Source organism: Aerococcus viridans, assembly GCF_001543285.1.
Classification (GTDB): domain Bacteria; phylum Bacillota; class Bacilli; order Lactobacillales; family Aerococcaceae; genus Aerococcus; species Aerococcus viridans.
Map to the genome: position 1 here is coordinate 132,474 of NZ_CP014164.1, position 22,304 is coordinate 154,777.

The 22,304-nt window shown below is 35.4% G+C and carries 22 protein-coding genes and 2 pseudogenes; 16 read left to right on the plus strand and 8 right to left on the minus strand.

The window, feature by feature from the left end; genetic code table 11:
• Window positions 1–17 precede the first annotated feature (17 nt).
• From AWM76_RS11185 to AWM76_RS00655, 5 genes are all read left to right on the plus strand, one after another.
• A complete protein-coding gene (locus AWM76_RS11185; RefSeq protein WP_003142563.1) occupies window positions 18–140 on the plus strand; it encodes a JAB domain-containing protein in 123 nt (40 codons plus the stop codon).
• Window positions 141–287: 147 nt separating this feature from the next.
• The gene (locus tag AWM76_RS00640; RefSeq protein WP_060779293.1) at window positions 288–1,811 is read left to right on the plus strand and encodes an IS1182 family transposase; all 1,524 of its coding nucleotides are present in this window, start codon (window positions 288–290) and stop codon (window positions 1,809–1,811) included.
• A gap of 280 nt (window positions 1,812–2,091) precedes the next feature.
• On the plus strand, window positions 2,092–3,126 hold the full coding sequence (locus AWM76_RS00645) for a Jag N-terminal domain-containing protein (protein WP_003142217.1): 1,035 nt from the start codon (window positions 2,092–2,094) through the stop codon (window positions 3,124–3,126).
• Between the two features lie 212 nt (window positions 3,127–3,338).
• Window positions 3,339–3,914 carry a recombinase family protein gene (locus AWM76_RS00650; protein ID WP_003142216.1) on the plus strand — a complete coding sequence of 192 codons (576 nt, stop codon included), beginning with the start codon at window positions 3,339–3,341 and terminating at the stop codon, window positions 3,912–3,914.
• Entirely contained in the window at window positions 3,895–4,173 is a 279-nt protein-coding gene (locus AWM76_RS00655) for a hypothetical protein (protein ID WP_003142215.1), read from the plus strand. Before AWM76_RS00650 ends, AWM76_RS00655 begins: the two co-directional genes overlap by 20 nt.
• Before the next feature lie 101 nt (window positions 4,174–4,274).
• Here AWM76_RS00655 and AWM76_RS00660 read toward each other — a convergent pair whose 3' ends face one another.
• The 4 genes from AWM76_RS00660 to AWM76_RS00675 all read right to left on the minus strand — a co-directional run bounded on the left by AWM76_RS00660 (window position 4,275) and on the right by AWM76_RS00675 (window position 5,860).
• Complete coding sequence (locus AWM76_RS00660; RefSeq protein WP_003142213.1) at window positions 4,275–4,691, minus strand: hypothetical protein; 417 nt, start codon at window positions 4,689–4,691, stop codon at window positions 4,275–4,277.
• A 17-nt stretch (window positions 4,692–4,708) separates the two neighbouring features.
• Complete coding sequence (locus AWM76_RS00665; protein WP_003142211.1) at window positions 4,709–4,954, minus strand: hypothetical protein; 246 nt, start codon at window positions 4,952–4,954, stop codon at window positions 4,709–4,711.
• An 11-nt stretch (window positions 4,955–4,965) separates the two neighbouring features.
• On the minus strand, window positions 4,966–5,226 hold the full coding sequence (locus tag AWM76_RS00670) for a hypothetical protein (RefSeq protein WP_003142210.1): 261 nt from the start codon (window positions 5,224–5,226) through the stop codon (window positions 4,966–4,968).
• Window positions 5,227–5,632: 406 nt separating this feature from the next.
• Window positions 5,633–5,860 carry a hypothetical protein gene (locus AWM76_RS00675; protein WP_060779294.1) on the minus strand — a complete coding sequence of 76 codons (228 nt, stop codon included), beginning with the start codon at window positions 5,858–5,860 and terminating at the stop codon, window positions 5,633–5,635.
• Window positions 5,861–5,921: 61 nt separating this feature from the next.
• Between AWM76_RS00675 and AWM76_RS00680 the strand changes: the two genes are divergently transcribed.
• Window positions 5,922–6,605 carry an IS6-like element IS1216 family transposase gene (locus AWM76_RS00680; RefSeq protein WP_060779295.1) on the plus strand — a complete coding sequence of 228 codons (684 nt, stop codon included), beginning with the start codon at window positions 5,922–5,924 and terminating at the stop codon, window positions 6,603–6,605.
• Between the two features lie 206 nt (window positions 6,606–6,811).
• Here AWM76_RS00680 and AWM76_RS00685 read toward each other — a convergent pair whose 3' ends face one another.
• Complete coding sequence (locus AWM76_RS00685) at window positions 6,812–8,194, minus strand: alanine/glycine:cation symporter family protein (protein ID WP_230523435.1); 1,383 nt, start codon at window positions 8,192–8,194, stop codon at window positions 6,812–6,814.
• Between the two features lie 506 nt (window positions 8,195–8,700).
• On the minus strand, window positions 8,701–9,588 hold the full coding sequence (locus AWM76_RS10295; protein WP_082702790.1) for an IS3 family transposase: 888 nt from the start codon (window positions 9,586–9,588) through the stop codon (window positions 8,701–8,703).
• 355 nt (window positions 9,589–9,943) lie between these two features.
• Here AWM76_RS10295 and merR point away from each other — a divergent pair, with 355 nt between their 5' ends.
• The 5 genes and pseudogenes from merR to merA all read left to right on the plus strand — a co-directional run bounded on the left by merR (window position 9,944) and on the right by merA (window position 12,883).
• Window positions 9,944–10,345 (plus strand): Hg(II)-responsive transcriptional regulator, encoded by a 402-nt coding sequence (gene merR, locus AWM76_RS00695; RefSeq protein WP_003143773.1) that lies wholly within the window; start codon window positions 9,944–9,946, stop codon window positions 10,343–10,345.
• Between the two features lie 13 nt (window positions 10,346–10,358).
• A complete protein-coding gene (merF, locus tag AWM76_RS00700) occupies window positions 10,359–10,580 on the plus strand; it encodes a mercury resistance system transport protein MerF (protein WP_039936041.1) in 222 nt (73 codons plus the stop codon).
• Between the two features lie 306 nt (window positions 10,581–10,886).
• Entirely contained in the window at window positions 10,887–11,042 is a 156-nt protein-coding gene (locus tag AWM76_RS10855) for a lipoprotein (RefSeq protein WP_002360746.1), read from the plus strand.
• A gap of 15 nt (window positions 11,043–11,057) precedes the next feature.
• Window positions 11,058–11,210, plus strand: a pseudogene (locus AWM76_RS11135) (heavy-metal-associated domain-containing protein); the annotation flags it as partial.
• A gap of 32 nt (window positions 11,211–11,242) precedes the next feature.
• Window positions 11,243–12,883, plus strand: a complete 1,641-nt coding sequence (gene merA / locus AWM76_RS00705; RefSeq protein ID WP_003143766.1) for a mercury(II) reductase — start codon at window positions 11,243–11,245, stop codon at window positions 12,881–12,883.
• Window positions 12,884–13,166: 283 nt separating this feature from the next.
• Here the strand turns inward: merA and AWM76_RS00710 are convergent, their stop codons facing one another.
• Entirely contained in the window at window positions 13,167–13,730 is a 564-nt protein-coding gene (locus tag AWM76_RS00710; RefSeq protein ID WP_039936039.1) for a recombinase family protein, read from the minus strand.
• Window positions 13,731–14,119: 389 nt separating this feature from the next.
• On the opposite strand from AWM76_RS00710, the gene AWM76_RS00715 reads away from it, so the two are divergent.
• Window positions 14,120–15,460, plus strand: a complete 1,341-nt coding sequence (locus tag AWM76_RS00715) for an ISL3 family transposase (RefSeq protein WP_060779296.1) — start codon at window positions 14,120–14,122, stop codon at window positions 15,458–15,460.
• Window positions 15,461–15,803: 343 nt separating this feature from the next.
• On the opposite strand, the gene AWM76_RS00720 is transcribed toward AWM76_RS00715, so the two are convergent.
• The gene (locus tag AWM76_RS00720) at window positions 15,804–17,729 is read right to left on the minus strand and encodes a heavy metal translocating P-type ATPase (protein WP_060779297.1); all 1,926 of its coding nucleotides are present in this window, start codon (window positions 17,727–17,729) and stop codon (window positions 15,804–15,806) included.
• Window positions 17,730–18,096: 367 nt separating this feature from the next.
• On the opposite strand from AWM76_RS00720, the gene AWM76_RS00725 reads away from it, so the two are divergent.
• From AWM76_RS00725 to AWM76_RS00740, 4 genes and pseudogenes are all read left to right on the plus strand, one after another.
• Window positions 18,097–18,411: an ArsR/SmtB family transcription factor gene (locus tag AWM76_RS00725; protein ID WP_003143894.1), complete on the plus strand. Its 315-nt coding sequence runs from the start codon at window positions 18,097–18,099 to the stop codon at window positions 18,409–18,411.
• A 23-nt stretch (window positions 18,412–18,434) separates the two neighbouring features.
• Window positions 18,435–19,358 (plus strand): cation diffusion facilitator family transporter, encoded by a 924-nt coding sequence (locus AWM76_RS00730; RefSeq protein WP_060779298.1) that lies wholly within the window; start codon window positions 18,435–18,437, stop codon window positions 19,356–19,358.
• A 330-nt stretch (window positions 19,359–19,688) separates the two neighbouring features.
• Window positions 19,689–20,861 carry an IS256 family transposase gene (locus tag AWM76_RS00735; RefSeq protein ID WP_003143749.1) on the plus strand — a complete coding sequence of 391 codons (1,173 nt, stop codon included), beginning with the start codon at window positions 19,689–19,691 and terminating at the stop codon, window positions 20,859–20,861.
• Between the two features lie 303 nt (window positions 20,862–21,164).
• Window positions 21,165–22,235: pseudogene (locus AWM76_RS00740) on the plus strand (N-6 DNA methylase); the annotation flags it as partial.
• Window positions 22,236–22,304 lie beyond the last annotated feature (69 nt).

Below are 22,304 nucleotides of genomic sequence, written 5' to 3' on the forward strand. Positions count from 1 at the left end.
ATTAAGGTTTATAGAAAGTGTTCTATGCTTTTACCCACCGCATGATGGAAGCGGGAGACGTGTTAGGAATAGAATTACTCGACCACTTTATCGTATCTGAAAAAAATTGGTTATCCTTCAAAGAAATAGGGTTACTATAAACAATAAAAGAGGCTGGGACAAAACTAGCCAAAAAAGAGGAGATTGACCACGAAAAATGGTCAATCTCCTCTTTAAATTATACAAAAATAAAATACCTTCATTTATAATAGTAATAACGACAGAACTAAAAAGAAAGAAGGTATTTTATGTATACTCAATATAACATGAATCAAGCTTTTCTACCATTAGAGTTATCCGATTATCTTGCACCAAATCATATTGTTTTCCAAGTAAATAATTTTGTCGAACAACTAGATGAACATATCCTCGATCAATTTTATAAACACGAAGGCCGACCGGCCTATCATCCATTAATCCTCTTAAAGGCATTACTATTCGCATATATAGAAAAGACGTTTTCAGGAAGAACTATTGAAAAAATGATGCAAGAGAACATTCCAATGAAATGGTTAGTTGCCGATACCGAAATTTCTTATCGTACGATTAATAGATTTCGTTCTAGTGAATTATGTGCATCAATTCTTGAGAACCTATTCGTTGAATTTAAACTCTTTTTAGTTCAACAAGAACTAATCTCAGATAATGTAGTATTTATAGATGGTACAAAAATTGAAGCAGATGCAAATAAATATTCTTTTGTTTGGAAAAGAGCAACAGATAAATTTTACGCATCATTAAAAGCTAAAGAAATGGCATATTATAGAAACGAAATATTACCTACTGTAGAAAAAGAGATTATCAAAGATGAAATTGATTCAATGTCTTTAAATGATGTTGAAATACTAAAAGACTTCCTTGAGGAAGCTGTAGCTGAGGTAAATGAAGAAATTGAAAGTACGCCAAAAAAAGGTGCAGATCCAAGAAAGCAGAAACGAAGAAAATTGAAAAAACACTTACGAAAAGTGAAAGGTGATTTTTTACAACGTGAGATAAAGTATGAAAATTATTATAGAACATTTGAAGGTAGAAATAGTTTTTCAAAAACAGATACAGATGCAACGTTCATGCGAATGAAAGAAGATCCGATGTTAAATGGTCAACTTAAACCAGGTTATAATCTTCAAATAGCAACTGAAAATCAATTTGTTATAGCCTATAATATTTTTCCAAATCCTACGGATACACGTACACTATTACCATTTATTGAAAGTATGCCTACTTTACCTAAAATCGTCGTAGCTGATGCTGGATATGGAAGCCAAGAAAACTTAGAAACGTTGGACAATCTAGGGATTGATCATCTCATCAAATACAATATGTTTGATAAGGAACAGACGAAGAAATTTCAGAAATCAAGTAAGAATTTAAATAATTGGGATTATGATGCGGAAAATCAAATCTTTATTCACCCTGATGGTACACAGTATCATTTTCATCATGTTTATCATCCAAAAACAACAACTGGATATCGCTTAGAAAAAGAAATGTACTATCCAGTCAATAGAGAAACCGCACCACAAAAGTCATTTTCTTTTAATAGAAAATATCAGTATTTAAAAGAAAATGAATCAGCTAAGCTATTATCTGAAGATGGCTCAGCTCTTTTCGCATGTAGAAAAATTGATGTTGAGCCGGTTTTCGGACAGATTAAACAAAACTTAGGATTCCGAAGGACTCATTTAAGAGGAAAAGATAAAGTAAAAACAGATATTGGTCTAGTATTAATGGCTAATAACATCATAAAAGTCCAAAAGAGACTGATAAATTAAAAGAGAGGAAAAAGATTTCGAAGTGAAATCTTTTTCCTCTCTTTATTTAGTTAACTAAGCCTTTTTTGTCCCAGCCTCATTTCTAAGTGCATGGAAGAAACAAGATCTGAACAAGCTTGTTTCTTTGATTGTTGCTTCTTAAAAAAAGCAATGAGTCAGTTTTCAAGGTTGCTGCTATTTATCAAAAAGTTGAATAGTCTTTTCAAATAGTGAGTGGGATAATATAAATATTAATACAACAAAAAGAAGAATATATAGAAAATTCAAGGAGGGGAAACACATGGCAATTTATAGTGGAGAAACGGTTAATGATGCAATTGAAAAAGGTTTAAAAGATTTAGGAATCGACAAGAAACACGCAAAAATATCAGTTATTCAGGAACCAAAACCTGGTATTTTAGGTAAATTTCGGAAAGAAGCCAAGGTTGAAATTATTGTATTAACAGATGCAGACGTAGAAAAAAAGAAGAAGTTAATAAAATTTGGAATAATAGGTGGTGTAATCGTTTTTTTTGTTGTTTTCCTTAATATAATTTTTAGTGAGAGTTCCACATCAACCGAGAGCTTAGATAATAATGACCTATCGGTTCCTATTTCGTCAAGTGAGGTAGCAAAACAGCATTATGAATCAGTAGTGGAGCAGTTCAAAGATGCTGGATTTACAAACATAAAAACAACAAAAATGGAGGATTTAATAACTGGTTGGTTAACGGAAGACGGGTCGGTTGAAAAAATGACAATTGATGGAAAAGAAGATTTCGAGAGCGGAGAAGTTTACTCAAAAGATATACCAATCGATATTACCTATCATACATTTTCACCTGAAACTGAACAGACAGACGAAGTGGTTGAAAAAGAAAGTTCTACTGAAAACCCGACGAGTGAGTCAAGTATAGAAAGTTCCATAAACGATACTCCAGAACAAGCTGAATCGTCTAGTAACATGGAGGAGACAGTTAGTGAGCCAACAAGTGAGGTAACTGAAAAGTTAGCATACACTGTAACAAAAAAAGAAAATCAAAATATCATTACAGGTGATGTATCTTTGATAGGAGGAGATGGAACTAAAGTAAACGTTGAGATCGATGCAGATAATATTAGACCAGGAACCTATGTAGCAACATGGACACCTGGTGTTTTTGGAGGATCAGATCCCGATCGTGGATACGGACTTATTTGGATTAATGGTGACCCTAATACAATTCAAATAATGCCTGAAGAATCTGTGGTTGTGACATTTAATGAGGGTGACATGATTACTTTTCAATTTGCTGGAGTAGGTAAGAATGATAGAATTCGACTTAAACAAGAGTAATTGAAACCATTAAAATAGAGCCTTTGTTAATAAGAACAATAAACGCTTATATATACTATAAAGTATGGATAAGCGTTTTATTATCTCTAATGATGTTCATAACTCAAAACATTTGAAACCTTTTTGAAGTTGTTGAAAATACTGACTTTTGACGGTATCATAAGTAGGTGTCATAAGTGGGGTTGGTTTTAAGAAGAAAAAGAGGGTGAAAAATGAAATATGGCTATGCTCGAGTGAGTACCGCTAAACAAGATTTACAAACACAAATTAATGCCTTAAAAGCAGAAAATTGTCAGGTCATTTATCAGGATAAATTATCAGGACGTGATACCAAACGTCCACAATTTTTAAAATTGTTAAGCAAGTTGAAAGCAGGGGATATGCTTGTCGTCACCAAACTAGATAGGCTAGCTAGAAGTACGCAGGAAGCCCTAAAGATTATTAAAGACTTATTTGATAGGGAAGTCACTGTACATATTTTAAATCTTGGACGTATTGAAAATACACCAACAGGCAAATTGATTTATACCGTATTTAGTGCCTTTGCGGATTTTGAGCGTGATCTGATTGTGGAACGTACACAAGAAGGCAAAGCCTTAGCACGTCAAAATGGAACGTTAAAAGACGGTAGACCACCTAAATATAAAAAGGCACAATTAGACCACGCATTAGCCTTGAAAAAAGAACATACTTATACTGAAATTACAGCAATGACAGGGATTAGTAAAAGTACGCTGATTCGCTATCAAAAGAAAGTAGAAGGTGTTGATGAAAATACTCGCCATTAAAAAAGTACCGCTAAATTTTGATATTCAGCAATACCTTTTAAGTAAGGGGTATAAAAAAAATATCGATTTTGCTTTATTTGGTAAATTAAATGTGAAAGGTAATTCTGTAATTTCTTATACCCTACATACATTGAATAGAGAAGATAAATTTGAAAATTATTGTTTAGTAAAAATTTATGACGAATTTATAACAATTAGGATTGAATATAAAGAGGCACTTAATTTGCCAAAATTACAAGAGTTCCTAGAGATGATGTAGTAAAGTAGCAAGGTGGAAATTACCACTATACCACTTTACTAAACCAAAAATTCTAGCTACAATCTTTGATTGCTGCTAGAATTTTTTTACCTTTATTATTTTCAGTAATAAGTATATTCTCCATAGACTTGTGTTTGATATTCAATCTTTTTCTCATTGATTGTGAAGGCTTTTCCTATATAATTAAACAAAAATTTATAAGTCATAATTGATTTTTCAAAATGTACTTCATTTTTTGGATTTACAAATACAAGATTTTGACCGTCTGCAATTCTATCTTTGATTTCATCTTGATATGTTTGTAGTTTGTAAATACTTGCACCGCTGTAAATATGCTCCCTGCGATTTAAAATGTTGTTCGTATAAAGAAATTCTTTCCTGCTGTACGTATCAATATATTCAATCTTATATGTATTTTTCTTACGAAATAATTTATCTACATCATCACCATTAATAACAAAATATCTGCTATCCGCATTTAGCAATTTTATTAGTTCTTCATAGTCATATACTTTCATTTTACGATTCCTTTCTTTTAAACTTCTTCTTCTCCTATCTGTATAGGAATTAGGATTGGTAGTAATTCATCTTGTAACCATTTTTTATCAGGTACATAATCAAGGAAATTACCGATTGTTGTTAAAATTAAATTATCTGCTACATCAGTGATTGTTAAGCGTGCTGAAAAGTCTTGTTTTGCAACTTCCTTAGCGATACTTTTTGTATCGCCTGGAATTGTCTTAATAAATTTTTGGTGGTTATAAATCATAACATCAGTCATTATTTTTCCTCCTAAAGTATTTCTCTTAATAGATGTATGGATTTTATTTTGTTATTTTCATATGTGAGTGTGATAATACCTAACTGACAAATCTCATCGAGTTCATTGTTGTAAACAGCAAAGATTTTTTTATTTTCCTCAATATCTATTTCTTCGACTTCAAATTCGCTTGTCCAGTATGCTTCACCAAAATATTCACTTAATACTTGATAATAATTTTCTGTTTGTAATGTGATTTCAAGTGGTGTAATATCTTCAATTTTTGTAATCATGTTTAATGTTCCTTTCTTTTTTAAACAATTTTTTTTAGGTTTTTGGTTGGGTGCTTAGCACTTAATGTTTTTAAAATATTTATTTTTACTGATTAGATTTTTAGCTGTTCACTTCCTTTCGTTTAATCATTTTTTTCAGTGCGTTTGGTGGTTTGCTTAGTTATCTTTCTGCAAATAATGGTTCTAGACCTGCAAGGGCGATCTCCGATCGTGCATTTTACCCTTGCAGGAATAGGTTCTTATTTGCGATAACGCTAAAAGCAAACGACATATACGCACTTAAAAATGATTGAAAGGTAGTATTTGCTGAATCTGTAAAAATCGCTCAAATATTTTTTAACTAAAAAGCCCTACTAACATATCTTGTTAGTAGGGCTTTTCAATTGTATTAGTTAAAATTTACTATTTATTTTAATAGTTCATATTTAAATAATGTAGGAACAATTTCTTTTAAATAATATTTCTTAATATTAGATTTTAATGATTTGATTTCCCCATTTACTTCAGGATAATCAAATACAGTATTATTAAAGCTATCTTTATATGATGTGTTTAGTTCACTATCTATTTGATATATTCCATATGTAAATTCAGGATTATAATTATTTGTTTTCTTTGCAAGGTTCTGTTGCAAAGTTTTAAATCTACTATCAAATAAGATAGAATAATAGAAAAAGATAGCAGGAGGAATGACGATGAATCATTTTAAAGGAAAGCAATTTCAGCAGGATGTGATTATTGTAGCCGTGGGCTACTATCTTCGTTATAACCTTAGCTATCGTGAAGTTCAAGAAATCTTATATGATCGTGGCATTAACGTTTCTCATACGACGATTTATCGTTGGGTGCAAGAATATGGCAAACTACTCTATCCAATTTGGAAAAAGAAAAATAAAAAATCCTTTTATTCATGGAAAATGGATGAAACGTACATCAAAATTAAAGGAAAATGGCATTATTTGTATCGAGCCATCGATGCAGATGGTTTAACCTTGGATATTTGGTTACGTAAAAAACGGGACACACAAGCAGCCTATGCTTTTCTTAAGCGGTTAGTGAAGCAGTTTGATGAACCGAAGGTTGTAGTCACAGATAAAGCCCCCTCTATTACAAGTGCCTTTAAGAAACTAAAAGAATACGGCGGCTTTTATCAAGGGACAGAACATCGTACCATTAAATACCTGAATAATTTGATTGAACAAGACCATCGTCCAGTAAAGAGACGCAATAAATTCTATCGAAGTTTACGCACTGCCTCTACCACGATTAAAGGCATGGAAGCCATTCGAGGATTATATAAGAAAGCCCGAAAAGAAGGCACTCTCTTCGGGTTTTCAGTCTGTACTGAGATCAAGGTATTATTGGGAATCCCAGCTTAAATCATAGATACGGTAAGGGATTTTATTCTTTATTTAAAACTTTGCAACAGAACCATCTAAATATACACAATCACTCGAGGTTTGTATATGTTTTTTTGAAGGAGCTGCGGGATGAGTCATTATTGCTTCGATTGATTTTTATACGCACGATTCGACTAAAAAAGAAGCTGGAACTACTGTCCCAGCCTCTTCATCATTCTACTCAGTTAATCATTTCCTTGTTTTTCATTTCTATAAATGCCGTCTTTCCCGAAATAATTCTTGGTCAGTCTGACGACGACTGGACTCAGCAGGAGAAGGCCTATCAGGTTAGGGATGGCCATCAGTCCGTTTAGCGTGTCCGCAAGTGCCCATACGGCTCTCAAGCCTCCAATAGCTCCGACAACAATCAGTGGAATGAAGATCAGTCGGTAAATCACTATCGATTTAGACCCGAACAGGTACTCCATGCACCGCTCGCCGTAATAAGACCAGCCTAATAATGTAGAGAAGGCGAAGAATACCAGGCCGAAGGTAACGATATACCCACCAAACGGCATTCCTTCTTCAAACGCTACTGTTGTGAGTGCTGCGCCATCTTCACCGCTTCCCCAGGCGCCTGTCATGACAATAACCAGAGCGGTGATTGTACACAGGACCAGTGTATCAGCGAAAACTTCAAAGATTCCCCATAGTCCCTGTCTAACCGGGTGATCAGTCGTTGCTGCTGCATGGGCAATCGGTGCACTTCCCAGACCAGCTTCGTTAGTGAAAACTCCTCGAGCAATACCGAAACGGATAGCCATAGTCAGCGTTGACCCTACAAATCCACCCAGTGCTGCTGAGCCAGTAAATGCGTCCCGGAAAATAACCCCGAAGGCAGCTGGAACCAGTTCAATATTTAAAAAGATAATAAGCAGTCCACCCAGAATATAAACGGCGGCCATAAATGGTACTAAAACAGATGTGACGCGACCAATCTGCTTGATTCCACCGATCGTTACCAGTGCTACAGCGACAGCAAGGACCAGCCCGGTAATCAGCGGATCGATGTTAAAAGTCGTGTTCAGCGAATCAGCGACAGAGTTGGACTGCACCATATTTCCAATTCCAAACGTTGCAGTTGTTCCGAAAATCGCAAACAGAACGGCCAGCCATTTCTTCTTGGCTCCAGTCTCGAGATAGTACATCGGTCCTCCGACGTAGCGGCCATCTTCAGTTTTTTCTCTGTATTCTATGGATAAAACCACTTCGGCGTATTTAGTTGCCATCCCGACGACAGCTGCCAGCCACATCCAGAACACGGCTCCCGGTCCCCCTATAGCAATGGCAGTACCGACACCTGCAATATTCCCTGTTCCGACAGAGGCGGCCAGTGCTGTGGAAACAGCCTGGAACGCGGTTACTTCTCCTTCACCGACTTGTTCCTTTGCAAACATCTTGAAAAACGTCTGCTTCATGGCGTAGCCAAACTTGGTGATTGGTACAAAACCTGTTCTCACCATGACAAATGCACCTGTTCCCAGAATCAGAAACAAGAGTGGCCATCCCCATACCAAATCGTTGACCACATCGTTGATTCCCATGAACTGCTCAATAAAACTCTCCATACTTTCTCCCCTTAACGTGTATTTTTTCTCATCTTTCTCTAATATATAGTATACAGAAATATCAGACAGATGCAAAACGACCTTGAGAATATTGGTTTTTTCGAAATATTTTAGTAGCTTTATATTAAATTTTTGTTAGTGAAAATGAAAAACGGACTTAGTCATGAGAGTATCTGTCTTCTCATGACCAAGTCCATTCGTTGTTATTTATCCTATAACAGCTCATCCGCCAATAATTTGTATACGTTAAGTCTCTGCTTTTGAGTATGCTGAATGGGGTATCCCTAACAAAGATTTAAAAGGAATGTATAATCAAAAAGATAATACAGAAAATATTATCTTTACTGAAAAAACTAAAATGGCGATTGATAATTCTAAGTTATCAAGTCATGAGTTCCATAGAAATAAAAACGCGATTGTCATTGGTGTGAACTGCTCCCTGTCAAGTAGACAGGTAAATAAATAAAATATTTAAGCCATGCATCAATTTTAATATACATGGTTTTTTATGCTGGAATACGTAATCCCATGCTAAGTGGAACTCGCTCCATATTATAAAATTCAATATAAGATTGAAGTGCATCATTTAACTCTTCAAACGTATCGTATGCTTCTAATTGTGGCATTTCTGATTTCAGAATACCCCAGAAGCTTTCCATCGGACCGTTATCTATACATTTACCCACTCTGGACATGCTATGTATTACATCGTTTCTAGAAATATATTCTCTAAAAAAATGAGAAGTATATTGAAATCCACGATCCCTGTGGATCAATGTTTTATTCGGGATAAGTTGATTTTCAATTTGTGAAAACGTATCTCGAGCTAAGGCATTGTTATTGTGGTGTGAGAGTTTGAACGCTATTATTTTTTGGACACCGTAATCTAAAATACCGCTTAGATATGCTTTTGAATTATTACCGTAAGGTAATTCTGTTACATCTGTAAGTAGCACTTCCATTGGCTTGTATTCTTCTTGGAATGCTCTATTTAAGATGTTTTCTGCCACATGATTAGGTGTATGCGGTTTGTAATTATATCTTTTTTGACGAATAACAGCTTTTAATTTCAATAATTTCATTTCGTTTAAATCACGAATCTTTTTTTCCATTTCTTTAATTTTCCCTGATGCAAATCCGAGCATTTCTTGTGAATGAAATTCCTTGTCCCCTTTAGATGCTGCTAAGAGATCTTTAATTTCTTCCAACATAAACCCTAGATCCTGAGCCCGTTTGATTAATTCAATGTCCTGAATCACTTCTTGAGGATACATTCTGTATCCAACATTATTTCGAGGAGGATCTGAAATCAAACCACGCCTTTCATAGTATCGAATGGTTTCGATATTCATATTCGTTGCTTTTGCTACTTGACCTCTAGTCAAACCTTTCATTTCATTCCCTCCTCATTTATATTATGCACCCTGTATCATGGTACAGGGCAATAGTTATTATAAAAAATTTCCCTCTTCATTGAAAGGAACCGGCCTCGTTAGCTGTAATCCTGTCAGGAAAATGCAGATTTACAAAGCTTATTTTCCCGACGGGTTCATTTATGTCACTATTTAAAGGAATAACAAATACAATCAAATGGTCATTTGACTATAATGTTTGAGTAGATCACAATAATAACCAAGTGGAGTTGATAGGCTCCCTTAAAGTACAAGCAAGACACTTGAAGAAGAAAAATGTATTATACTTGACCGCGTACTATGGTACGCGGTTTATTATTATTTAGGGGTGAACTATGTGAGTTATCGTATTACTGCATTTGCAGAAAAATGTGGGGTAAATAAAGAGACGATTAGATATTACGAACAAAAAAATTTATTACAAGAACCTTCCCGAACGAAAGCTGGTTATCGGATATATTCATATGATGACGTTAAGCGTGTTGGGTTTATTAAACGAATACAGAGACTTGGATTTTCTTTAAACGAGATTTATAAATTATTTGGTGTTGTAGATAAAGATGAAGTTCGTTGTCAAGATATGTTCGAATTTGTTTCTAAAAAACAAAAGGAAGTTCAAAAACAAATAGAGGATTTAAAACGAATTGAAACTATGTTAGACGACTTAAAACAACGATGTCCAGATGAAAAAAGTTTACATGCTTGTCCGATAATTGAAACCCTAATTGAGGAAGAATGAAAGGAATTTTGAAATGAAACATAAAAAGACCTTTATTGCAGGGCTTATAGGTACATTTTTGGTTTTGTTATGTTGGGCTACGCCTATTTTAGTTATTTTATTAGGTACGCTTGGATTAGGTGCAATAACAGGCTATTTAGATTTTGTTCTGATTCCTATTTTAGCTGTTTTTCTTGGTTTAACTTTTTATGCTTATTCTAAATATGAAAAATCATATAAAAATAAGAAGATGTAAAAAATGAAAGAAAGAGTTGTTGCAATTGCTTCGATGTTTTCAGCTTTTTTAGCAAGTCTTTGTTGAATTGGCTTAGCGATCTTAATACCACTTGGTCTAAGTGGTTTAGCTGGAACACTTGCCGTTACGTTTGCGCCATATCGAATTTGGTTTATTGTTATCACTGTTATTATGCTTTCTTTTGCTCATTTACTTGTATGGAAACAAAAAAATAGTTCAAAGAAAACGAAGAAGTTGTTATGGGTTAGTACAATCGTTTCTGGGGTAATGCTTATCTATACATTGTTCAGTCAGGGGATATAAGGCATGATGAAATATTTAATATATCTATTCATTATATTTGGATTGGTTGTTGTCCTTTCTGGGTGTGGTCAAAAAGCAGTTGAAGAAGGTTCAAAAACAAGTGAGGTTCCATCAGAAAACTTAGAATCTGTTTCGTTTAAAATAGATGGTTTTACTTGAGTATCTTGCGCTTTTACGGTGAGTTCCGCCGTTTCTAATTTAGAGGGTATTCAAGATATAGAAGTTGAAGGATCAGGAGAAACCCAACTTACATTTGATAAATCGAAAACTAGTTTAGAAGAAATTGAAGAAATAATTACTGATTTAGGGTATGAAATAAGGAAATAGGAAAATTTAAGATAAAACAGGAGGTTGAGGTAATGAATAAATTTAAGATAAATATTCAAGGAATGACTTGTACAGGTTGTGAAGAACATGTAGCCGTAGCACTTGAAAATGTGGGAGCTAAGAACATTGAAGCTAGTTTTTGTCGTGGTGAAGCAGTATTTGAATTACCCGATGATATTGGGGTGGAAAGTGCAAAAAAGGCAATTGATGAAGCAAAATACCAGCCTGGAGAAATAGAAGAAGTACAATCTGAAGAAAAAATAGTTTTAGGTGATGAGGGAGACTATGACTTACTTATCATTGGTTCTGGCGGGGCTGCTTTTTCGGCTGCGATTAAATCGGTTGAATATGGGGCAAAAGTAGCTATGATTGAGCGTGGAACCGTTGGGGGAACATGTGTAAATATTGGTTGTGTGCCATCAAAAACACTTCTTAGAGCTGGGGAAATCAATCATTTGGCAAAAGTCAACCCATTTATAGGTTTACAAACATCTGCTGGAAAAGTGGAATTAGCTCCTTTAGTAAAGCATAAAGAAGAGTTAGTAAGCGAACTTCGGAATCAAAAATATGTCAATTTAATTGATGAATATGGCTTTGAGTTAATTGAAGGTGAAGCAATATTTGTTGATGAAAATACAGTTGAAGTTAACGGGAAGAAACTTTCTGCAAAGCGTTTCTTAATTGCAACGGGCGTTTCTCCTTCCTTACCGCCGATTTCAGGACTTGAAAAAGTGGATTATCTAACAAGTACAACATTACTTGAATTAAAAACGGTACCAAAACGATTAACGGTTATTGGTTCAGGATATATCGGAATGGAACTTGGGCAATTGTTTCATAATTTAGGTTCAGAAGTCACGCTTATGCAAAGAAGTGAGCGACTTTTAAAAGAATATGATCAAGAAATTTCAGAAGCCGTAGAAAAAGCGTTAATTGAACAAGGTATTAACCTTGTAAAAGGGGCAACTTTTGAGCGTGTAGAACAAGAGGGGCAAATCAAAAAGGTTCATGTAACAGTAGATGGTAAGAAAAAAGTGGTGGAATCAGAGCAGTTACTTGTTGCAACAGGAAGAAAACCAAATACAGATGCTTTGAAATTAAGTGCCGCAGGGGTTGAAGTTGGAAAACGAAAAGAAATCCTGATAAATGACTACGCTAGGACAAGTAATGAAAAGATTTATGCTGCAGGCGATGTAACATTAGGACCTCAATTCGTTTATGTAGCAGCATATGAAGGTGGAATTGTTGCCGATAATGCGATTGGCGGATTAAATAAAAAATTAGATTTATCCGTTGTTCCTGGCGTAATTTTTACAAATCCTTCGATTGCAACGGTTGGTTTAACAGAAGAACAAGCAAAAGAAAAAGGCTATGAAGTAAAAAAATCTGTATTGCCTTTAGATGCAGTTCCAAGAGCAATAGTAAATCGTGAAACAACAGGCGTTTTTAAGCTTGTTGCCGATGCAAAAACTTCAAAATTACTAGGGGTTCATATCGTATCTGAAAATGCAGGAGATGTGATATATGCGGCGACATTAGCCGTTAAGTTTGGATTAACAGTCGAGGATTTAAAAGACAGCCTTGCACCATATTTAACAATGGCAGAAGGATTAAAATTAGCTGCTCTTACCTTTGATAAGGATGTTTCGAAATTATCTTGTTGTGCAGGGTAAGCTCTTATTTATAGTAGCTTAACTATGTGAAGAAAATATACTCAAACTATCCGGTGGCTATAATTGAGAAAGCCAATCTAAAAAAGTCGGTTCCTTAGCGTACAGGAATTCGACTTTTTTAGGTTGAAATTCCCTTAACGTACAAAATTTCCGAAATGTTGGCGGTACCCCTAACTATAGGTTGCAATATAAATCTTAACGAAAGATATGGGTAAAAATACTTTTTAGCTCAGTAACGTGAATAAGTGACTCACTTTTAAATATGAAATTGGCTCAAAATGCGTTATTTTTTCTTACTCTTTATATATCGATAGAGAGTAGCTTTACTGATACCAGTCATTTCTGTAATCTCTTTGCCACTATACGCTTTGCTCTCATACAGTTTCACGGCTCGTTCAATATCACGTTTGTTCACACGTGGTCTTCCGCCTATCCGACCTCGGGCACGGGCACTCTGGAGCCCCTCTTTCGTCCGCTCCACAATCAAATCACGCTCGAATTGGCTGAAGGCCTGGAAAACGGTCATCATGAGCCTCCCCTGCGGGGTGGTTGTATCGAAGTTCTCCTTCAGGCTGACCAGCTTCACGTCCTGCTCCTCGAAGTAGGTGACCAGGTCAATCAGATCCTTGGTGCTTCGTCCCAAGCGGAAGAAGCTCTCCACCACCACCGTGTCCCCAGGTCGCAATTTATCCTTTAGACGGTTCAACTCAGGACGATTGCTCTTCGTCCCTGTCATTTTCTCCGTCAAGATTTCGTTGCAATTTTGTTTCGCTAGCAAGTCTAGCTGCCGATTCAGATCCTGGTGTTGCGTGCTGACGCGCGCGTATCCGTAGATATATCCGCTCACAGTTCTAACCCCCTTTGTTACCCTCATTGTATCACAAAGGGTTGTTAAAGATACATAGATATTGATACAACTTTTGAGACTAAAAAAGAGCGCTTTTAGAGAAGAAAGAGTCGCTTCTCAAAACAGTCTCATAATCGATTGTTTTTGAGACAAAGTAATTTATAAAAAATATGCCTCTAACGTTTTTAGAACGTTAAAGGCATATTAACTTCAGACAGTTATTACTATACCCTAGATTTATGGGTTTTGATAGAATTAATGGTTCTATAATAAATAGTGTTGGTGAGAATTCATATTGAATCTCATTGACACTATTTTTGTGTACGCAAAAAGGACATGATATCCTTAATGCGTGTAAACCACTACGAATACAGAAAGAAGGAAAAATCATGTCCCATACATCTATTATAAAACAACTTTGCGGTATTTACGACAATAATATTGATATTACAATACCAAAATCTATGCATCTGTTGCCACTTGAAAAGTATCATGAAATAAATCATTTCGTTTTACATGGGGTTCTTACGTACAAGCCTAAGGCTTGTATGCACTGTGGTGTAAAGAATACTGGTAATCGAGATATCATCAAACATGGCTTTAAACCAGCTATCATTCGATTACCGAACACAGCTACTAATCCTGTTTTACTTAAATTACAGAAGCAACGCTTTTATTGTAAACATTGTGCACAAACTTTTATCGCTGAAACACCATTAGTTGAAAAATTTTGCTGTATTTCTAAAACCATTAAAAGTCAAATTAGCTCCGAATTGGTTGAAACGCAATCTATGCGGTTAATCGCTAAACGTTATCATGTCTCTTCTCCAACAGTGGCCAGAACTTTAATGAAAGCAAGTATGGGACTATCACCTAAGGGAAATTATCTCCCGAATCACCTCGGTGTAGATGAGTTTAAATCGACTAATCGTGTAGCCAATGCGATGAGTGCTGTCCTTGTGGACACGCATAATAGAAGGCTAATTGATATTGTCGTTGATAGAAAACAAGCGTCGCTCATCGATTACTTTTCTTCTTTTACCTGGACTGCTCGAAGCAGCGTGAAGACAGTTTCGATTGATTTATATACACCTTATCTAGAGGTCATCCGCACATGTTTCCCTAATGCGAAGATTGTCATTGATCGATTCCATATAGTAAAGCTGTTGAATGAAACAATCAATTCTATTCGTATTAAAGTGATGAATGCTATCAAAACAAGCCGTCCATCGGACTACAATAAACTCAAAAAACAATGGAAATTGTTGTTAAAGAACGCTGAAGATTTAAATTTCACGGATACACATTATGTTCGTCAATTTGGTGAAGCGATATCAGAACAACGTATTGTTGATTATCTTTTGAGTATCTCACACGAACTTTTAGTTACTTATACCCTGATGAATGAACTAAAATATGCCATTTCAACTCATGATATCAATATTTTCAATGAAATCCTACGTGGGACTAAGAACCAAACTTTGCCAAGTCGTACGAGAAGAACTATCAGAACATTAGCCAAATTCTTGCCTTATATACATAACGCTTTAAAATATACTGTATCAAATGGTCCTACCGAAGGTATTAATAATAAAATTAAATTAATTAAACGAACAGGTTTTGGATATTCGAACTTCCATCATTTACGTGCAAGAATTTTAGTCCAATTCAAATTAAATTACAAACCATCCAATCCTAAACCTTATACATTTGATGGGATGGCAAGCTAACCCAGGGATAGTGGTATATTTTTGAATAAAGAGGACTGAAAGTGTACGTCCTTAGCCGTGAACAAGCATGAAATCGAGACTAAGGCTCGATTTCAAAGCAGAGAGACCTTGGCTCTCGCTGGTGCCACGGCTTTTAAGGAACGTACACTGAAGGACAAAACACCATTTGTTAGAAATGTTATCCCATTGGTCACTTCCCTTGCCTAAAGGCAAGAAAAAAGCCAAACACATCACAGCGTGCATGGCATTTAACTTTATTGATTTCTTAATTATTATTAAAAACTAAAAAACGTATTCGTGTGCTTTAAAATTATTTACCAACACTATTTGTAAAAGAACCGAATTAATTAGATTTTAATAAACGAAGTCCATTCAGAATAACGACCAACGTACTTCCTTCATGAATAGTGACACTGATTGCTATATCTGTTAGACCTAATAAACTCACTACAACTAAAAAGGCTACGACTGCCATTGAAAAAAGGATGTTTTGCCATATGACACGATTCATTTTAGAAGAAATTCCATGAGCTTTAACCAATTTAGATAAGTCATTCTGCATTAAAACTAAATCAGACACCTCTACTGCTACATCGGTTCCGTCTCCCATGGCAATCCCTACATTTGCATTCACAAGGGCTGGGGCATCATTTACACCATCACCCACCATTGCTGTTACGCCGTATTTCTCTTTTTGCTCGTCTATAATTCGAGATTTATCTTCTGGCATGACATTCGCGATTACTTCATCTATTCCTAATTGTTCAGCAACTGCTTTTCCTGTCATTTCTGAGTCGCCAGTGATTAGAGTGGTGTGTATGCCTTGTTCTTTAAAGTATTTAATAGTTTCTTTTGCATGTTCACTTGGAACGTCCATGAGAGCTATAAGTCCAATGACATTCTCATCTTCTGCTACATATACGACTGTCTTACCTTCTGATGCCCACTCATTATTTAAACGAATATATTCATTTGCAACCTCGTCAAATGAAGTTGGTTTTCCGATCCGATAATTTTTGCCGTTGTAATCTCCTGTCAACCCTTTACCAATCTGATTTTCTACTTCAATAGTCAGTTGATTTTTTTGTTCAAACTTTCTTAGAATGGCATCTGCTAAGGGGTGATTGGATTCTTTTTCAAGAGCTACCACGATATCAATCATATTTTCTTCGTTCACGGAATCAGCAAAATAATAATTGGTTACTTCAGGTTTTCCTTTGGTCAAAGTTCCGGTCTTATCAAATGCAATGGCTTGAGTATCGGCTAATTGAGACAGGTAAGAACTACCTTTTGAAAGGACGCCTTTTTTGGCCAAGTTAGAAGTCGTCGATAAAGTTACCGATACAGTAGCTGCTGCTAAAGCACAGGGTGAAGCTGCCACTAAAAGGACCAATCCTCTATAGATACTTTGTGACCATGTCCAGTCTAGGAGAAAAGGAGCCAATAACATGAATAACGGAATGGCAATTAAAACAACTGTAACGTATTTCGGTTCAAATTTTTGGATTATACTCGCAGCTTTTGTTTGGTTGTCTTGGTTCTGGTTTACTAACTGTAAAATTTTTGAAAATACTGTATCTTTATTTTCTTTAGTGACTTCCATTGTGAAAGTACCTGTTCCATTGATTGTACTTCCGAAAACGTAGTCTCCTTTGGACTTCTCTTTTGGGATACTTTCTCCATTAATAGACGACTCATCAATGGACGTAGAGCCTGACAAAATGACGCCATCAATGGGGACTTGATCGCCATTCAATACTTGAAGTTGATCTCCCACTTTTAATTCACTGACATCAACAATCTTTGTATTCCCATCAGGCAAAATTAACCGAGCAGTCGTTGGATTCATTTCGAGTAATTTCGTGATTTCTCGTTTACTTCTTCCTTCAGCGTAATCTTCCAGGAAATGTGCGCCTGAAAAAATGAGAATCAACAACGTTCCTTCCCAAAAATTCCCTATCGCTGAAGCTCCTATAGCCGCTAATCCCATTAAAATATGAGAATTAGGCGTAAACTTATTATTTGCTTTTGTATTCTCAATTGTCTCTCCAAGACCTTCCAGAACAATGACATGATAGCCCGCACTAATTGTGGCGAGTGAGAACATGATGTTTTTAATTAATTGATATTCTCCACTTAAGAACAATGCAACAATTGCCAATGCCAAACCAATAAAGTATAGAATAATAGGCATCTTCCCGTGATTGTGATCATGGTCGTGGTTATGTTTCTCTTTTTCCTGTGAATGTTGCTCTTTGGTAGTTTCCATTTCTATCACCTTTCTTATTAAATTTCTTTGATTTTTGTTGACTTTTTTTGTGCCTTGCAAATTCTGAGCTCGTTTGTTTGCTTAAGTAAGGCAAGGATTCATATGGTTTGGGCTTATCCAGTCTCCATCTCCTTTTATTTGTAAATCGGAATGATTATTATTTGCATATGAAGTTTCATTCATATGTTTATGAAATCATAATAACTCACTGTATGAGCTTTGTCAAGACAAGATGCTTCTTGTTCAAATGGACTACTATTATGAATACAAAAGTCTTAATTTAGTCTATAAACTAAAAACTTGCATCGTTTTACCCATGTGGTATTATATATATGAACGGAAAATCATATGAGAGGAATAAGAGCATATGGATACATCAACATCTTCGCCAATCAATAAAGAGAAGATTCAATCAATGAGCAAATTATTCAAAGTGATTAGTGACCCTACACGCTTGTCGATTCTCTTTCTCTTACAGAAAAAAGAACTCAGTGTTGGAAACATTGTGCTTGCATTGGATATGGAACAGTCCGCGATTTCACACCAACTAAAAATATTGAAAGATTCACGTTTAGTGAAAGCAAGAAGAGAAGGGAAAAGCATGGTTTACAGTCTTGATGATCTTCATGTTTTCAGTATTCTCGAACAAGTCTTAACTCATATCAATGAACAAGAACAATAAAAGCTAATAAGGTATAAAACTAAATGGAGGTTTTTAAAATTTCAAAGTCAGAGAAACAAGAAAATCACTCGCACCAAAATCAACCGAATAAGAATATTAAAATTGCTTTTTTCACCAACTTTATTTTTTCCATGATTGAATTTTTCTTTGGGGCTCTTTTCAATAGTGTGTCAATTATGTCCGACGCCGTTCATGATTTAGGAGATTCCATTTCTATTGGATTCGCTTGGTTTTTCCAGGGGTACTCAGAAAAGCAGCAAGATGAACAGTTCACTTTTGGTTATAACCGCTTTTCATTATTAGGGGCGTTGATAACTGGAGTAGTACTGATCGGCGGCTCATTTTTTATGATTTACCGAAGTATCCCACGTTTGATTGATCCGCAACCGGTTAATTACAGTGGCATGTTCTGGCTTTCTCTCGTAGCTATTGCATTGAATGGATATGCGGCTTGGATTTTAAGCAAAGGCACATCCAAAAATGAGGGTATGTTGAACCTCCATATGCTAGAAGATGTATTAGGGTGGATTGGGGTCTTGGTTGTGAGTATCGTAATGAACTTTACCGAGGCTTATCGATTGGATCCAATCTTATCGATTTTGATAGCACTCTATATCCTCTATAAAACTGTACCTGAATTTTTCAGTACAATGAAAATTTTATTGAACGGTTCGCCGGAAAATGTAAACGTAGAGAACCTGGCGAACTCCATTAACAATATTCCTGCTGTAAAGGACCTCTCTCATTTTCACATTTGGTCACTGGACGGAGAAGAAAATGCCCTTATCGTTACGGTTCTTATAGACTCTTCCGATATAAACAAGACTAGGGAAATCAAAGAAGAAATTGCAGAGCTTGCCCACACATCGGGTGTAAAGGATCATATCACAATAGAAATAACTACAAGTAAAGACGAACTGGAAAAAGGGTATGCTTATGGCAGTTAAAGTATTTATATATTGAAAAAAGGACTATTTTAAATCGAGTAGGAGACTAGCCAATTAATGGCTAGTCTCCTACTCGATTTATTAGTGCAAAGCACCCCTTAAATTTAATGCAAAATAAAATTACAATTTACACTTAATTGGCTTTTTTTACTTAATTTATCGGTTTCATAACTTATTATTTTTGATACTGAAATCACAGAGAAAAAATAGAGTTTTTTTCTGATTTAACGATAAAGTCCGTATAATTGTGTAAAAGTAAAAAGGCCATATAACAGTCCTTTTACGGTACAATGTTTTTAACGACAAAAACATACCCAGGAGGACTTTTACATGACCCAAGTACATTTTACACTGAAAAGCGAAGAGATTCAAAGCATTATTGAATATTCTGTAAAGGATGACGTTTCTAAAAATATTTTAACAACGGTATTTAATCAACTAATGGAAAATCAACGAACAGAATATATTCAAGCAAAAGAATATGAACGAACAGAAAACCGACAAAGTCAACGAAATGGCTATTATGAGCGCAGCTTTACGACACGTGTAGGCACGCTAGAATTAAAAGTACCCAGAACACGTGATGGTCATTTTTTACCCACAGTGTTTGAACGTTATCAACGAAACGAAAAAGCCCTCATGGCTTCAATGTTGGAAATGTATGTATCAGGCGTTTCAACTCGTAAAGTATCAAAAATTGTGGAAGAACTTTGTGGTAAATCCGTCTCTAAGTCCTTCGTTTCTAGCTTAACAGAACAGCTAGAACCTATGGTTAACGAGTGGCAGAATCGTTTATTATCAGAAAAAAATTATCCTTACTTAATGACCGATGTACTCTATATAAAAGTACGAGAAGAAAATCGAGTACTCTCAAAAAGCTGTCATATAGCGATTGGAATAACCAAAGATGGCGACCGTGAAATTATCGGCTTCATGATTCAAAGTGGCGAAAGCGAAGAGACCTGGACAACATTTTTTGAATACCTAAAAGAACGCGGTTTACAAGGTACGGAACTCGTTATTTCTGATGCGCACAAAGGATTAGTCTCTGCCATTAGAAAATCCTTCACCAACGTAAGTTGGCAAAGATGCCAAGTTCACTTCCTAAGAAATATCTTTACCACCATTCCTAAAAAAAATTCAAAATCTTTCAGAGAAGCTGTTAAAGGAATTTTTAAGTTCACAGATATTAACTTAGCGCGTGAGGCTAAAAATCGATTGATTCATGATTATATCGATCAACCAAAATATTCAAAAGCTTGCGCATCATTGGATGATGGATTCGAAGACGCCTTTCAATATACCGTACAAGGAAATTCCCACAATCGACTAAAGAGTACCAATCTAATTGAACGACTGAATCAAGAAGTACGCAGAAGAGAAAAGATTATTCGCATCTTCCCCAATCAAACATCAGCCAATCGCTTAATTGGAGCCGTTCTTATGGACCTGCATGATGAATGGATTTATTCTTCAAGAAAATACATCAATTTTGATAAGTAAAAATGGTAAAAACATTGTATAGCATTTTACACAGGAGTCTGGACTTGACTGATTTAACAATCTAATATAGATTCTAGTTAGTTAATAGAGTAACAATTCAGAGATTGTGTAGTTTCTTGGTCGAATTAATTATCACAAATAAGTTGAAATAAGAGAAGCCAATAAAAATGCCAAGAGGCTGGGAAACATTTACAAATCGGCGCTATAAACATTCACTCATTTGTTATGATAGATACATAGTATTTAATTATGTATTTTAAACAATAAAAGTGATGACATTAAATTATATTTGGAGGATTACACATGACTAAGGGAACAGCAACAGAACTATATCAAGCATTATGGACTTCGGCAGATGTATTACGTTCAAAAATGGACGCTAGTGAGTATAAGAACTATTTACTTGGATTGATTTTCTACAAATATTTATCAGATACGATGCTAGTGCATTCATCTGAAATGTTAGATGAAAAGACAGAAAATTTAGATGAAGCTTTAGATATGTACCGTGAAGCTTACGCGGATGATGAATTTAGTGAAGAGTTCCAATCTGCATTGGTTTATGAAATGTCTTATCGAATTAAACCAGAATTAACATTCTCTGCTTTGATGGAAGAAATCAATAACCATACATTCCAACGTGAACATTTACAACAAGGTTTACGTGATATTGAACAATCGTCAAACGTGTTTGAAGATTTATTCGAAGATATTGATTTAAATTCTAAAAAATTAGGTGCTACACCACAAAAACAAAACGATACTATTTCTCAAGTTATGAAAGCTTTAGACAATTTAAACTTGGCTAATTATGACGGGGACGCACTAGGAGATGCCTATGAATACCTTATCGGACAGTTTGCGGAAGACTCAGGTAAGAAAGCCGGGGAGTTCTACACGCCATCTCAGGTGTCCACACTTATGACCCGAATCGCTTTGGCAAATAAAGAAGATAAGAAAGGTTTAACCGTCTATGACCCCACAATGGGTTCAGGTTCATTACTGTTAAATGCGTCTAAATATTCAAATGAAGCGTCAACAATTCGTTATTTTGGTCAAGAATTAAATACGTCAACATATAACCTAGCTCGTATGAATATGTTCCTACATAATGTAGACCCTGAGAACCAAATTTTGCGTAATGGGGACACGTTAGATGCGGACTGGCCACAAGATGAGCCTACAAACTTTGATGCCGTTCTGATGAACCCACCTTATTCAGCAAAATGGTCAGCAGCTAAAGGTTTCTTAGATGACCCACGTTTCGCTTCTTATGGTGTATTACCGCCAAAATCAAAAGCTGACTTTGCTTTCTTATTACATGGTTACTTCCACTTGAAGAATGATGGCAAAATGGCCATTGTTTTATATCATAAAAATAGATAATGTTCATAAATTAGAAAGAAAAACTGAACAATAAATTTAATAAAATTGTACCCATTA

Excerpts from the sequence above, each read along its gene's own strand:
- AWM76_RS00730 (WP_060779298.1), top strand. The coding sequence starts at position 18,435 with ATGGAGGTTTTTAAAATTTCAAAGTCAGAGAAACAAGAAAATCACTCG.
- AWM76_RS00720 (WP_060779297.1), bottom strand. The coding sequence starts at position 17,729 with ATGGAAACTACCAAAGAGCAACATTCACAGGAAAAAGAGAAACATAAC.
- merF (WP_039936041.1), top strand. The coding sequence starts at position 10,359 with ATGAAACATAAAAAGACCTTTATTGCAGGGCTTATAGGTACATTTTTG.
- AWM76_RS00665 (WP_003142211.1), bottom strand. The coding sequence starts at position 4,954 with ATGACTGATGTTATGATTTATAACCACCAAAAATTTATTAAGACAATT.
- AWM76_RS00725 (WP_003143894.1), top strand. The coding sequence starts at position 18,097 with ATGGATACATCAACATCTTCGCCAATCAATAAAGAGAAGATTCAATCA.
- AWM76_RS00645 (WP_003142217.1), top strand. The coding sequence starts at position 2,092 with ATGGCAATTTATAGTGGAGAAACGGTTAATGATGCAATTGAAAAAGGT.
- AWM76_RS00715 (WP_060779296.1), top strand. The coding sequence starts at position 14,120 with ATGTCCCATACATCTATTATAAAACAACTTTGCGGTATTTACGACAAT.
- AWM76_RS00660 (WP_003142213.1), bottom strand. The coding sequence starts at position 4,691 with ATGAAAGTATATGACTATGAAGAACTAATAAAATTGCTAAATGCGGAT.
- AWM76_RS00670 (WP_003142210.1), bottom strand. The coding sequence starts at position 5,226 with ATGATTACAAAAATTGAAGATATTACACCACTTGAAATCACATTACAA.
- AWM76_RS00640 (WP_060779293.1), top strand. The coding sequence starts at position 288 with ATGTATACTCAATATAACATGAATCAAGCTTTTCTACCATTAGAGTTA.
- AWM76_RS00655 (WP_003142215.1), top strand. The coding sequence starts at position 3,895 with ATGAAAATACTCGCCATTAAAAAAGTACCGCTAAATTTTGATATTCAG.
- AWM76_RS10295 (WP_082702790.1), bottom strand. The coding sequence starts at position 9,588 with ATGAAAGGTTTGACTAGAGGTCAAGTAGCAAAAGCAACGAATATGAAT.
- AWM76_RS00735 (WP_003143749.1), top strand. The coding sequence starts at position 19,689 with ATGACCCAAGTACATTTTACACTGAAAAGCGAAGAGATTCAAAGCATT.
- AWM76_RS10855 (WP_002360746.1), top strand. The coding sequence starts at position 10,887 with ATGATGAAATATTTAATATATCTATTCATTATATTTGGATTGGTTGTT.
- AWM76_RS00685 (WP_230523435.1), bottom strand. The coding sequence starts at position 8,194 with ATGGAGAGTTTTATTGAGCAGTTCATGGGAATCAACGATGTGGTCAAC.
- AWM76_RS00650 (WP_003142216.1), top strand. The coding sequence starts at position 3,339 with ATGAAATATGGCTATGCTCGAGTGAGTACCGCTAAACAAGATTTACAA.
- merA (WP_003143766.1), top strand. The coding sequence starts at position 11,243 with ATGAATAAATTTAAGATAAATATTCAAGGAATGACTTGTACAGGTTGT.
- AWM76_RS00680 (WP_060779295.1), top strand. The coding sequence starts at position 5,922 with ATGAATCATTTTAAAGGAAAGCAATTTCAGCAGGATGTGATTATTGTA.